The 13,254-nt window shown below is 45.4% G+C and carries 11 protein-coding genes; 6 read left to right on the top strand and 5 right to left on the bottom strand.

What is annotated here, in order from left to right; translation table 11 throughout:
- Nucleotide 1 precedes the first annotated feature (1 nt).
- Nucleotides 2-439 carry a hypothetical protein gene (locus K7G75_RS01715; protein ID WP_222982108.1) on the top strand — a complete coding sequence of 146 codons (438 nt, stop codon included), beginning with the start codon at nucleotides 2-4 and terminating at the stop codon, nucleotides 437-439.
- A 41-nt stretch (nucleotides 440-480) separates the two neighbouring features.
- On the opposite strand, the gene K7G75_RS01710 is transcribed toward K7G75_RS01715, so the two are convergent.
- The gene (locus tag K7G75_RS01710; protein ID WP_222982101.1) at nucleotides 481-1,521 is read right to left on the bottom strand and encodes an endonuclease/exonuclease/phosphatase family protein; all 1,041 of its coding nucleotides are present in this window, start codon (nucleotides 1,519-1,521) and stop codon (nucleotides 481-483) included.
- Nucleotides 1,522-1,624: 103 nt separating this feature from the next.
- On the opposite strand from K7G75_RS01710, the gene K7G75_RS01705 reads away from it, so the two are divergent.
- Nucleotides 1,625-4,360 (top strand): TonB-dependent receptor, encoded by a 2,736-nt coding sequence (locus tag K7G75_RS01705; protein ID WP_222982099.1) that lies wholly within the window; start codon nucleotides 1,625-1,627, stop codon nucleotides 4,358-4,360.
- A gap of 9 nt (nucleotides 4,361-4,369) precedes the next feature.
- Nucleotides 4,370-5,734, top strand: a complete 1,365-nt coding sequence (locus tag K7G75_RS01700; RefSeq protein ID WP_222982097.1) for a DUF5689 domain-containing protein — start codon at nucleotides 4,370-4,372, stop codon at nucleotides 5,732-5,734.
- A 2-nt stretch (nucleotides 5,735-5,736) separates the two neighbouring features.
- On the opposite strand, the gene K7G75_RS01695 is transcribed toward K7G75_RS01700, so the two are convergent.
- Complete coding sequence (locus tag K7G75_RS01695; protein WP_222982095.1) at nucleotides 5,737-6,273, bottom strand: lipid-binding SYLF domain-containing protein; 537 nt, start codon at nucleotides 6,271-6,273, stop codon at nucleotides 5,737-5,739.
- 90 nt (nucleotides 6,274-6,363) lie between these two features.
- Nucleotides 6,364-6,984: a DinB family protein gene (locus tag K7G75_RS01690; RefSeq protein ID WP_222982094.1), complete on the bottom strand. Its 621-nt coding sequence runs from the start codon at nucleotides 6,982-6,984 to the stop codon at nucleotides 6,364-6,366.
- A gap of 316 nt (nucleotides 6,985-7,300) precedes the next feature.
- Here K7G75_RS01690 and katG point away from each other — a divergent pair, with 316 nt between their 5' ends.
- The 3 genes from katG to K7G75_RS01675 all read left to right on the top strand — a co-directional run bounded on the left by katG (nucleotide 7,301) and on the right by K7G75_RS01675 (nucleotide 10,872).
- Complete coding sequence (katG, locus tag K7G75_RS01685; protein WP_222982093.1) at nucleotides 7,301-9,523, top strand: catalase/peroxidase HPI; 2,223 nt, start codon at nucleotides 7,301-7,303, stop codon at nucleotides 9,521-9,523.
- A 99-nt stretch (nucleotides 9,524-9,622) separates the two neighbouring features.
- The gene (locus K7G75_RS01680) at nucleotides 9,623-10,099 is read left to right on the top strand and encodes an ankyrin repeat domain-containing protein (RefSeq protein WP_222982092.1); all 477 of its coding nucleotides are present in this window, start codon (nucleotides 9,623-9,625) and stop codon (nucleotides 10,097-10,099) included.
- Entirely contained in the window at nucleotides 10,099-10,872 is a 774-nt protein-coding gene (locus K7G75_RS01675; RefSeq protein ID WP_222982091.1) for a nitrilase family protein, read from the top strand. Before K7G75_RS01680 ends, K7G75_RS01675 begins: the two co-directional genes overlap by 1 nt.
- Here the strand turns inward: K7G75_RS01675 and K7G75_RS01670 are convergent.
- Entirely contained in the window at nucleotides 10,859-12,475 is a 1,617-nt protein-coding gene (locus K7G75_RS01670) for an Ig-like domain-containing domain (protein ID WP_222982090.1), read from the bottom strand. The two genes, K7G75_RS01675 and K7G75_RS01670, sit on opposite strands and share 14 nt — an antisense overlap.
- A 64-nt stretch (nucleotides 12,476-12,539) precedes the next feature.
- Entirely contained in the window at nucleotides 12,540-13,235 is a 696-nt protein-coding gene (locus tag K7G75_RS01665; RefSeq protein ID WP_262420219.1) for a ComF family protein, read from the bottom strand.
- Nucleotides 13,236-13,254: the final 19 nt, after the last annotated feature.

Genomic DNA, 13,254 nt, shown 5'->3' with positions numbered 1-13,254 from the left:
TATGGAGATCATCAAAAATCTACACTCGTATATGGCCTATGTGGTGCTGGCCGTTTTGATCATTGCAGTGTTCAACGCCATAACAGGCTGGTTGGGCAAACGGGACTTCACCATGCACAAAGATCTCAGGATAAGCCTTTTCGCATTGATATTGAGCCATATCCAATTGTTGGTGGGCCTTATTTTGTTTTTTATCTCCTCCAGTGGACTCAAGGCCATTCAGACCTTGGGCATGGGTGGCCTGAATGCCCCTGCACGACTTTTGGCCGTGGAACATCCCTTTACCAACATTGTTGCCTTGGTATTGATAACCATCGGCTGGTCGCGGCACAAAAAAATGATGGAAAGCAATAGAAAGTTCAAGACCATATCGCTTTTTTATGGTTTCGGCCTACTGTTGATTTTGAGCCGTATCCCTTGGGGGCAATGGTTGGCATAACGGTCAGAGCCACCTTTTATTGACGACATCCAACGTCACTATCAGTCTTCCGTCTCCTTTATCAAATGCAGATAAACGGGGAAGTGGTCACTGTACCCGCCCGTGTAGCTGCCCCCTGCATACGTCCTAAAGGGATACCCTCTAAATTTTCCCTTCTGGGTACGAAGAAAACCCGGAGCAAATATTCCCGCTTTCCAAAAAGACAGTTGTGACCTTTCTTCGCCAATAAAATTTGAGGTCATAAAAAATTGATCGAACAAGTTCCACTTATCCCGATAGGCCAACGAACCTATACCCTTTTTGTACATTTTCTCCATTGGATTGAAAAGATCCAGGCTATCCAATTGATCCATTTGGCCCTTGGTCTTCAATATTTTCTTAAAGCTGTCGTCCCTGGGGTCGTCGTTGAAATCTCCCATGGCAATCACCTTGGCGTTCCAATTCAGGTCACGGATGGAGTCTATAATGCGTTTGTTCAACAAGGCGGCCTTAATCCTATTGGACTGACTTTTTGAAGCACCACCTCTTCTGGAAGGCCAGTGATTTACGATGAAATAAACATTTTCCTGGTCCATGGAGCCACCCACCACTAACTGGTCCCGTGTGTATTCCCGTTCACCAAGTTCGTCAAACAATAACAGCCTGTGGCTTTTAAAGGAAGTGGGCACATAGGAATCCCTTTTGTAGAGCAAGGCCACGTCAATCCCCCGCCAATCTGGGGAATCAAAATGCACTATGCCATAGTCTTTGTTACGAAGATCCGGGTGTTGGGTCAAATCCTCAAGTACGCCCCTGTTCTCCACTTCGCACAAACCAATGACATCCGGGGAAGTTCCGGAAAGTTGTTTTCCAATGTTGGATAACACCTCGGCAATGTTCCCAATTTTACGCCCATACCGCTCGTGGGTCCAGTGATAACTGCCTTCAGGTGTTCGCTCGTCATCAAAGGTCAATGAATCGTTTTCAATGTCGAAGAGGTTCTCAACATTATAAAAGGCAATGGTTCTTAACGTATAGGTTTTGGACTTTTGTCCATGAAGTGAGGTCGATATTAATACGAGTAGGCATATTAATGATCGCATATTATTTTGATTTTGTGTCTAAAATAAGTAAGATTGCTTGCTTTTCGCACAATTCAGAGAAGTTATAACCCCAAATTTAGTTTAATTAACCTACTAACAAGCTATGAGAACAGCTATGTTCGTGGTTGTATTTTGTTGTACCACAATACAATATGGACAACAGACTACAATCATTTCTGGGCAGGTCCGCGAAAAGGGGACAAACAGGCCCATTCAAAACACCACGATTTCCCTTGAAGGGTTTTCACAGGACTTTTTCACCGATGCCAACGGAATTTTCAATATTGGCATTGCACTTTCCGGGGAACACGTACTAAAATTTGAGGCCGTTGAATTTCTTCCAAAGCATTTTGCACTTAATTTCAACGGGCAGACCATTGACTTGGGCCTTGTTTTTTTGGAAAGGGATGTCATTACCGAAAAAACAGATAACCTGATCACCTTAACGGATGGGGAACTACTGGAAAATGATGATGCATTGGCTAGTGCGATGGGGCTGCTGCAATCTACGCGCGATGTATTCCTGAATCGGGCCGCCTTCGATTTCGGACAGGCCTTTTTTAAGGTAAGGGGATACGATTCCCGAAATGGCACAGTGCTCATCAATGGAATTCCTATGAACAAGTTCTTTGATGGGCGACCACAATGGAACAATTGGGGAGGCCTCAACGATGTAACGAGAAACCAAGAGCACACCTACGGATTATCTCCAAATCCATATACTTTTGGCGGCATTTTGGGCAATACCAATATCGATACACGACCCTCAGCAATGCGGCCGGGCACTCGGCTTTCAAGTTCGTTTTCCAATAGAACATATCGGGGAAGGCTTATGGGCACCTATACCTCTGGATTATCTAACACTGGTTTTGCATACACATTTTCCGCCTCCAGAAGATGGGCCCAAGAAGGATATGTCGAGGGAACACTATATGATGCCTATTCCATTTTTGGGGCTATGGAGTTCCGGCCGAACTCAAAGAACAGTATTTCCATTACCGCGATCATGGCCCGAAACCGCAGGGGACGTTCGGCGGCAATTACCGAAGAAGTTTTTGATTTGATGGGAAATCGCTACAATCCCTATTGGGGTGAACAGGAGGGGAAGATTCGGAATACAAGGGAGCGGGAAATCTTTGAACCTCTTTTTTTGATGAACTATACCTTGGAACAGGGTAAATTTCATTGGACCACCGGCTTGGCCTATCAATTTGGAACCCATAGAAGAAGCCGTTTGGGTTACTACAATGCGCCAAACCCAGACCCCACGTACTACAGATATCTACCAAGTTATTCCATAAACAGCTCGATTGGTGCGAGTTTTATAAATGCCAATTTCGCAAAGGAAGCTTTTTTGGAAAACCCTCAAATAGATTGGGAGTATCTTTATCTGGCCAATGGCAATAATGGCGGTCAGGCGGCCTATCTTCTTTATGACGACGTGGTTGAAGATGGTACAATCACCATGTCGACCAACCTGGAGTATGGCATTGGCGATAAAATGAAGATGGGTTTTGGGGGAAATTATAGGAAGACATCCTCCAAAAACTATGCGGAGTTGTTTGATTTGATGGGAGCCGCTTTTCATCAAGATGTGGATGCTTTCTCAAATACACGCAACGACCTTGATGGGAATCCGGAAAAAATAGAAAGGGACAGGTTCGGGTACCAGTATGCTTTGAGTGCCGACCAACTTGAGGTATTTGCGCAGACGGAATACGATGCCAAAAAATGGAGCGGCTTTATTTCAGCATCCCTATCCAGCTTTAAGGCGCAAAGGGATGGACTGTTTGCCAACGAGCGTTTTTTGGAGAATTCATTCGGGAAAAGTGAAGAAGCCACATTCTCCAATCTGGGGGTTAAGGGAGGAATCACCTATTTTATTTCGGGAAGACACTGGATTATGGCAAATGCAGCCAAAATGGACCGATTCCCAACACTTCAAAACATATTCATCAACCCTAGGGAGAGCAACTACATTGTTCCTGAAATCCAGAAAGAGACCATAACCACCATAGATGTTGGCTATCATTTTCGATGGCCTAGTGTCACAGGTCGAATAAGTGCATTCTACACGCGGTTTCAGAACACAACGGACATCAATTTCTTTTTTGTGGATTCTGGAGTGGGTTCCGACTTTGTGCAAGAGGTGATTTCTGGATTGGACCGATTGCAGAAAGGAATTGAGTTTGGTCTGGAATATGAGATGTCCTCAAGTGTAAAATTTTCTGCGGTCGGAAATCTGGGACATTATGTCTATGCCAGCGACCCATCCGTTCAGATCAACTTTGACACCGCTGGTGCAGAAGAGGACCTCATAGACCCTGGGGGAACAATTGATCTTGGTATTGCCAAACTAAAAGAGCTGAAATTGGCACAAGGTCCACAGACAGCCTTTGCCATTGGGGTGGAATATCGAGATCCAAAATACTGGTGGATTGCAGCCACGGCCAACCATCTCACCAACAATTATTTAAGCCTTTCCACCATTGCCCGAACCCAGAGTTTTCTTCTGGACCCGGATACTGGAGAGGCTTTTCCCGATGCGACGGACGAGAACGTGGCCGAACTGTTGCGGCAGGAAAAGTTGGATGACATCTATCTTTTGAACCTCGTTGGGGGAAAATCGTGGCTTTGGGGAAAGAAGTACATCAGTTTTTTTGCCAGCGTCAACAATCTTTTCGATTCAGTATTCAGGACCGGAGGCTATGAACAAAGCCGAAATGGAAATTTTGGACAGCTACAAGAGGACAGTCTAAGTGGTTCTCCCTCCTTTGGTCCAAAATACTGGTACGGCTTCGGAAGAACCTATTTTCTCAATTTGGCGATAAGCTTTTAAAAATAAAATATGAAAAGAAAAGTGCTCAAGACAGTATGTCTTTTAGGGCTTGGATGGATTCTTGCCTGCGTTGAAAATCGGGATTTTGACTCCCCAAACACAGAATGCAATGTCAGCGTAAAGGCCAATATCAGCTTTGCCGAATTGGATTCCTTAATTGGAGATGGGGTAATCCAGATTCAGGATGAGTTGATTTTGGAGGGCTTTGTAATCTCTTCGGACCAGGCAGGAAACTTTTTTGGGGTGCTTCACCTCCAAGATGCCGCCATTGATCCCAGCATGGGGGTTCAAATGGAAATCGACCTCAGGGAATCATATCTTGTTTATCCTATTGGCAGCAGGGTTTTTGTCAAACTCAAAAATCTGTACGCAGGAAAAAGTGGGACGACTATAAAACTTGGAGGGGCAATCATTTCATTTGGTAATGTTTCTGTGGGGAGATTGCCCGCATTGCAGGCTTTGGACCATGTGATACCATCATGTGGTGATAAAGCATCAGTGCAGCCCACAAGGACAACTTTGGCCAAGCTGGACAGTATGCCGTTGCACACACTGGTACAAATTGACAGCCTCGAATTTGCAGAGGTGGAGCTTGGAAGCAATTTTGCCATCGCCGAGGAAGAAACTGAACGTCTTCTGCAAGATTGTGCTGAAAACCAAATGGTACTGTTAAATAGCGGCTACGCCGATTTTCAATCAGAGCTACTGCCCGAAGGTAATGGATCTCTTATCGCAATTGTTCTTAAGGAAGGAAAGAAGACCGTACTGGCCATTCGGGATTTACAGGACATTGATTTTTCTAATGAGCGCTGCCCGGAAATCATTACCGAATTTACGTCCACAAAAATCTTTATTTCCGAATTGGCCGATCCAGATAACAACTCTGGTGCCCGGTTTGTGGAGCTTTACAATGCCGCACAGGATGCCTTGGACCTAAACTTATGGACGCTACGCCGCTACACCAACGACAACACCGAAGTGGGCTCCTCAATTGATTTATCGGGGTTGATAATCCAACCGGAAAGCACTTTGGTAATTTCGCCAAACGCGCAAGAATTTGAACTGGTGTATGGCTTCCCTCCCGATCTGGGTGTGTCCACGAACAGCCCTGCGGACTCCAATGGGGATGACAATCTGGAATTGGTGGATCCTTTTGGTACCGTAATCGATGCATTTGGGGTCATTGGCGAGGATGGTTCTGGGACCAACCATGAGTTTGAGGACGGAAGAGCTGTCCGCAATATGCAAGTTATGGAAGCAAACCCAATTTATACTTTTGGGGAATGGACCATTTTTAACGACACAGGAGATGCTGGGACCATTAAGCTGCCCCAAAATGCCCCAGAGGATTTTACTCCCGGGCAACGCGAGTAAGGCTACATGGCGAAGGGCCTATAGCTAAATTTTTGCCCACCCACAGAGGCATCAGCCATAAGACCTGCCTTGGGGAGCGCAAATACAGCCACGCCATCTTTATATTTGGCTTCAAAGGCAATGCCCGATTTAAGGGCCACTGCAGATGTTTCTGCTGCAAATTCAAATTGGCCCTCCTTAAAGCGAGCCAGGTCCACATCGGTTTCAAAAAAAATGACTTCAATAATGGCCTGTCCGCCGGCCTGTAGGCCCACATTCAATTTTTTAAGGCTTGCCATGCCTACGGCATCCCCATTTTCGTATACCACTCCATTTCCAGAAGCCCCGCCAATAATGAAACCGCCTTTGCCCACATTCGGAAAAATTACATATCCAGCGGATTGTGCAAAGAATTTTTTCAGTTCCGCTTGAGCCTCCAACAACGCCTCTTTGGCCTCAAGGGCATCTGCCATTATTTTTTCATCCTTTTCATTTTGGGCGATAACGTTTGCCGTAAAAACAAGGGATAGAACAAGTATGAAGGATTTTATCATTTTCATCGTGTTGAGGTTTTAGATACCCAAAGTTAAAAAACAAACCCTTTCCAACATGGAAAGGGTTTGCCAATAAATGTTAATAAACGATGTAGCCTAGTCCTCTTCCTCACTGGATGGAAAGTCCACATGGGCCATCACCTCCTCCATTTGAAGTATATGCCGCTCGGAGTGTCCAGCAGCAAAAATGATGACCTGAAAACCATCCACAGTGCCAAACGGCAAATCTTGGTTGAATCGATTTCTCAGATCATCCTCCGTGGTTTTTATATATTCAATATGCTCGTTCCTCTTACTCAAAAAGGCCTGCACCGTTTCTTCATGCGAACCGAATTTTCCGCTTGGTTCAAAAGGTTCGGAGGTTTTTACCTTGTTGCTCCGGTCCGTCAGCACGCCCATAAGTTGTTCATCCTTAAAAACCAAAGAATCTTTAAGTGCAGGGTTGTCACCTTCTGCCAAGGTCTTTTTCAAAAAACCTTCAAACGCATTCTCACTGATGGCGATATGCTCCACGCATTCCGCTATGGACCACTCACCTTCGGAGGGTTTAAAATTCAACTGTTCCTCAGAAAGTCCGTCCAGCACCTGAAGCATGTGATCGCGGGTTTCGGTTAGGAGTTTTGCAGCCATGGCACGCTCTTCCTCCGTTAGCTGGTCTGGTTTTATGTTGAAACCAAAAAACAGCAGGACTACGATGGGTAAAATCAATTTTCTCATTTGTGATAGTGTTTAAATTGGGTTAATTAAATAGTGTCCACAGTAACTAAACGATTAAACCGGGTTGCATTGGACCTCTTTGAATGCCAATCAACCATCGGATTTTATAAAGGTAATGGATTTTTATACCCCTTTAAGGGTCAAATCCGCCAAAAAACATGCTCTTTTTGGACAAAGGCAGAATAGCCCAAAGGCCCAAGCCAGGCGCATAGATAATGCTTATGTTTTTATAGCATATTAATATAAATTGCTTATCGTTTCCCCTTGGGTTTTCTTAACTTTAAAGAGGAAAAAAATAACATAAAACAACATACTAATGAGCAAAGATTTAGCGAATGGGGCAGATGCCAGCATGTGCCCTTTTCTAAATGGGGAACTAAAACAGGCCGCAGGGGGTGGAACGACCAATAGGGACTGGTGGCCCAATCAATTGAACTTGAATATTCTTAGGCAGCACTCTTCTTTGGTTGACCCTATGGATGAGGATTTTAACTATGCGGAAGAATTCAAAAAGCTCGACTTGAATGCGATAAAAAAGGATTTGACTGACCTTATGACGGACAGCCAAGAATGGTGGCCAGCAGACTATGGCCACTACGGCCCCTTTTTCATAAGAATGGCTTGGCACGCGGCAGGAACTTACAGAATTGCCGATGGAAGAGGTGGTGGAGGAACAGGGAACCAAAGGTTTGCGCCGTTGAACAGCTGGCCCGATAACGCCAACCTTGACAAAGCGCGGCTATTGCTCTGGCCCATAAAACAGAAATACGGAAAGAAAATTTCCTGGGCAGACCTGTTGATTCTAGCTGGAAATGTGGCCCACGAATCCATGGGATTGAAAATGTTCGGTTTTGCAGGTGGCCGTGAGGATATATGGCAACCCGAAGAGGACATTTATTGGGGCTCGGAGACGGAATGGTTGGGAAATAAATCCCGTTACAGTGAAGAAGGGGAACTGGAAAAACAAATGGGTGCGGCCCATATGGGGTTGATTTATGTGAATCCTGAGGGACCCAATGGCAATCCAGATCCTTTGGCTGCAGCAAAAGATATCCGGGAGACTTTTGGGCGCATGGCCATGAACGATTATGAGACCGTGGCGCTTATTGCGGGTGGACACACCTTTGGAAAAACCCACGGGGCTGCCTCCGATGCTGATTACTTGGAAGCAGAGCCTGCAGGGGCATCCATAGAAATGCAGAGCATGGGCTGGAAAAGCAACTTTAAAACAGGAAAAGGTTCCGATACCATCACCAGTGGTTTGGAAGGCGCTTGGACCAACACACCGACGAAATGGAGCCATAGTTTTTTGGAGAACCTATATAAATATGAATGGGAATTGACAAAAAGTCCGGCAGGCGCATGGCAATATAGACCAAAAAATGGGGCCGGAGCGGGAACAATTCCGGATGCCCATGATCCCAGTAGGAAACATGCACCTTTTATGTTGACCACAGACCTTTCATTGAGGTTTGATCCAGAATACGGAAAAATTTCCAAGCACTTTTTGGAGAATCCGGACGAATTCGCCGATGCGTATGCCAGGGCCTGGTATAAATTGACACACCGTGATATGGGACCGGTATCCAGATATTTGGGCCCAGAAGTACCAAACGAGGAATTGATATGGCAAGATCCCATTCCCGCTGTGGATCATGAATTGGTTGATGATGGGGATATCGCCAATTTGAAAGCCAATATACTCGCATCAGGATTGAGCATATCGGAATTAGCCTCTACAGCTTGGGCTTCGGCCTCAACGTTTAGGGGTTCCGATAAGCGCGGTGGAGCAAATGGTGCACGAATTCGTATGGCGCCCCAGAGTAAATGGGAAGTGAACAATCCAGGGCAATTGGGCAAGGTATTGGATACTTTGGAGCGAATCCAAAAAGAATTCAACAGCGCCCAATCCGGAAATAAAAGGATTTCTTTGGCGGATTTGATCGTCCTCGGGGGATGTGCCGCGGTGGAAAAAGCAGCCAAAAATGCTGGCAAGGATATCAAGGTACCTTTTGCTCCAGGCCGAATGGATGCATCTGTGGAACACACCGATGCCGAGGCATTTGAAGCTTTGGAACCACAGGCTGATGGGTTTAGGAACTACGCCAAGATGAAATTCAGCGTGCCCACGGAAGAGCTTTTAGTGGACAAGGCCCAATTGATGACCTTGACCGCTCCGGAAATGACGGTGCTAGTTGGGGGTATGCGCATGCTGAACACCAACTATGATGGTTCGCAACATGGCGTGTTTACGGACAAACCGGAAACCTTAACAAACGATTTCTTTGTGAACCTTTTGGACCTGTCCACGGAGTGGAAAGCGGTTTCTAAGGATGAGGAAGTGTTTGAAGGCCGTGATCGCAGAACGGGAGAACTCAAATGGACGGGCACACGGGTCGACTTGATTTTCGGCTCCAACTCGGAACTCCGTGCACTGGCAGAGGTTTATGCATGCAGTGATTCCAAGGATAAATTTGTGAAAGATTTTGTTGCAGCTTGGAACAAGGTGATGAACTTGGACCGATTTGACCTGGCCTAAACCTTTGGGGGCCATAAAAAGTGGAGAAGAAAATGAATGGATTAAGACTGTCACAGCCTTAGTGGTTGTGGCAGTTTTTTTATAACTTCAACTTGTATTATGACCAACAAGGAAGAATTTTTCAATCATATTCGGGAAGGAAATCAAAAGGCGGTGGAAGACCATTTGGTTAAGAATCCACAACTTTTGGAGTCAAAAGACCAAAGGGGATCTACCGCGCTGCTGCTGGCATCATACTATGGGCACGAAAAATTGGTGGAACTGCTCTTGGACAAAGGGGCCAAAGTGGACACAATGGACGGTTCGGGAAATACTGCCCTCATGGGCGTATGTTTCAAGGGATATGCCACCATCGCTGAAAAGTTGATCAATGCCGGGGCCAATGTCAATCAAAAAAATGCCATGGGAAGCACCTGTCTCATTTATGCGGTTACATTCAACCGTCCTGAAATTGTAAAACTGTTGCTGGACAATGGGGTGAATCAAACAACTACGGATTCCAAGGGACATACTGCACTGGACCATGCCCGAACCCAGGGCGCACAAAATCTGGTAACCCTTTTGGAACAAAACTAATGGGAAAGGAACTCCAAATCGCACTTGTGCAGACCCAATTGCATTGGGAAGATCCTGAGGCAAACAGGACCATGCTGGTAGACAAAATGGCCTCCGTTCCATTGGGTGTGGACCTCGTTGTCCTACCCGAGATGTTTTCCACGGGTTTTACTATGTCCCCAAACAACGTGGACGCTTCCGAAGGAAATAAAACCTTGGGATGGATGCAGCAAATGGCCAAAAAGAAAGAGGCTGCGCTAGTCGGAAGCATCATTTTTACTGAAAACGGGAAAAATTACAACCGCTTGTTTTTTGTTTTTCCAGACGGAACATATAAAAGTTATGACAAGAGGCACACATTTACCCTGGCAGGCGAGAACAAGGTCTATGAATCCGGGAAAACAAAGTTGATTGTTGACTACAAGGAATTCAAGATTTGCCCCATGATATGCTATGACCTTCGCTTTCCCGTTTGGGCAAGAAATACGGAAGACTACGATGTGCTTGTTTTTGTGGCAAACTGGCCCAGGCCCAGGATAGCCGCATGGGATGTTCTGCTCAGGGCGAGGGCGATAGAAAACATGGCCTACTGTATCGGCGTGAACAGAACTGGGAACGATGGTTTAGGATATGAGTATCCCGGTCATTCTGCGGTTTACGATACGCTTGGAAATCAAGTGGCATATTCGGAGCGGGACGATATCCTCTATGCCACACTTAGCAAGGAACATGTGGAATCCTCAAGGAACAAATTGAAATTTCTTGATGACCGGGACGCATTCATTCTGAAATGATGAAATTTTGTTCCAACTCCCAGTTGGCCCTCACATCAATCACATCCGGATAGTAACTGACCTTTTCTGGCTGTATTTTTTTAAGATAGTTTCCCGTGTCCCATATCCCGTTTCCATTATCATCAAAAATGACACGGATGGTATACTTTGCCGGATCCAGATTATTGAATTCAAAAATTTGGGATTCCGAGGCGATCAACTCCCTTTTAATCTCACCTCGTTCGTTTGTAAGCTGTATGATCAATGGATATCGAACAGCACCGCCCAAAGTCAGGCGCAGGTTACCATAGTCCGCATAGCTCCCGATATTCAGATTGTAGTTCAGCGAATCATTTTGAATGCCAAAAAAGTCGGTAACTGCACCGGGAAGCAGGTACATGGCATACCTGAGGTTGGGCTCCACCGCAAACTCAAAATCAACTTTGTTGCCGATACTGTCCAGGCTATACCGGTAAGGAGCCGCAAGCGAATCAATAAAAAACCCAATTTTTGTGGTATCGACAGCGGTAATTGGGGTGTTGGCCAAAAGGCTAAAGGTATCCTCAAAACTGAATTTGCCATTTTTGGAAGGGCTTATCTGCAGCGAATCCAAAGGCAACTTTCTTGTTTTCACCGTAAACGTATCCACAATATCCAAAGCCGTATTGCTCACAGTGAACAAAATACTGTCCAAATCTGTGGGGGTCAGCCAATAATTCAAGGTGTCCGTTTCCCTATCCTTTATGATTTTGGTCCTAACGGAATCTGGCAGCACAGTCAAGGTTTCTATCTTAATGTCCTTTTCATTTCCACGATAGCCAAAAATGATGCGGTTTTTTGCCACGTAGCTGGGGACGGATGCGCTATAATCGGGCAACTCCTGAAAAAGGTTCAATAAATACACCGAATCGGTGGGAAGGGTAATGGTGTCCTCCACAAAGCCTATCTTATCCTGTCTCTGGTCAAACTGGTTATTTTTGTTTACGTCTTTCAATGCTACAAGCGCATAATTGCCCGCTTTAAGATTCTTGAGCTCAAAAAAGGGTACGCTGTCCAAAGTGTTCGTGATATACAGGGGAGGGCTCTTGTATATCGTGGAGTCCGTAAAGGCAGTGTCAATTTCATATAGCATAACACTGATGAACTTATCAGCCGAACGGTTAAAGGCATCCTTAACGGCCCCTGAAAGTGTTAGCGAATCGATATAGGAGCCTGTGGAAAAAACATAGGTCAAAAAACTGGTGGGATTTCCCTCGTTGTTGTCGGTTATGCTCTGTCCAAAATTCAAGGTATATGTAGTGTTCTCTTTCAGGGTATCCTTTATTATGATCTCCACATACTTGCCGGCACCACCTTGGGGTTTCAGCTCCGGTGGGTACTTCAATGGTGGAGACACAATCAATTGATTTTGAACATCCTGAAGCTTTATGAGTTCATCAAAATACAAACGGATTTTTTGGGACTTAAAGTTGGTGGTAAAGTTTTCAGGTTCCGTCCGCACCAGTTGGGGAGGCGTATCATCCTTTGGGCCACCGGTTGGAGTGCCCCTTTTGGCGCATTGCCAAAGTGCCAGCCCCAAAAAGGCAAAAAACACCAAACTGAAGATTTTTTTCAAGTGGGCCATCCTATTTTGAATGTGCGACAAAGAAACAATTAATTTGAAAATTGAGGCCTGTGATTCACAAATTTTAACCCTGCTGGACCACCGCAATGCTGAGAACCGATACCTCTATGTTTTCCATTTGGAACAGCACTTTTGCGCAGGATTCGATGGTCGCCCCCGTGGTGATCACATCGTCCACCAAGAGCACATGCTTAAAAGGATCGTTGACCTTTGGATTCAACGCAAAGGCATCCTTTGTGTTTTTCCAACGCAATTGTCGGTCTTTTTTGGTCTGGGTCTTGGTGTTGATGACCCTCAGCAGCACATCATCCCGATATTCCGCACCTATGGCTTCAGCTATCTTTTGGCCAAACAATGCCACTTGGTTATAGCCGCGTTTCTTTTTCTTTTTGTTGTGCAGGGGAACCGGAATGACCACATCTATGGACATAAGGCCCTTATCCTTTTGAAGAACGGCCCCGCACCACGCCCCAAAAAATCCACTTATTTGCTCTTGATTTTTGTATTTTAACCAGTGCAAAAGATTTTTCACAGCCCCATTTTTTGAAAAATATACAAACGAAGCTGCCTTTTTTATAGGAATTCTCCCATAAAATATGCGGTCTACGGCGTTTTCATCGGAATAATTGTGATCGGTGAGTGGCACCTCATGTCGACAAACGGCACATAGTATGTGTTCTCCACTGGATAATTGGGCATTACATCCAAAACACACCCTTGGCAATAGTACGTTGTTAATGACGTTTATTATCTTAGCCAATCTTTTTGGTTTCAAATCA

It is taken from the genome of Flagellimonas meishanensis, assembly GCF_019880545.1.
Classification (GTDB): Bacteria; Bacteroidota; Bacteroidia; order Flavobacteriales; family Flavobacteriaceae; genus Flagellimonas; species Flagellimonas meishanensis.
Note: the sequence above shows the minus strand (reverse complement) of the source record. Positions and strands in the feature narration are given on the sequence as shown.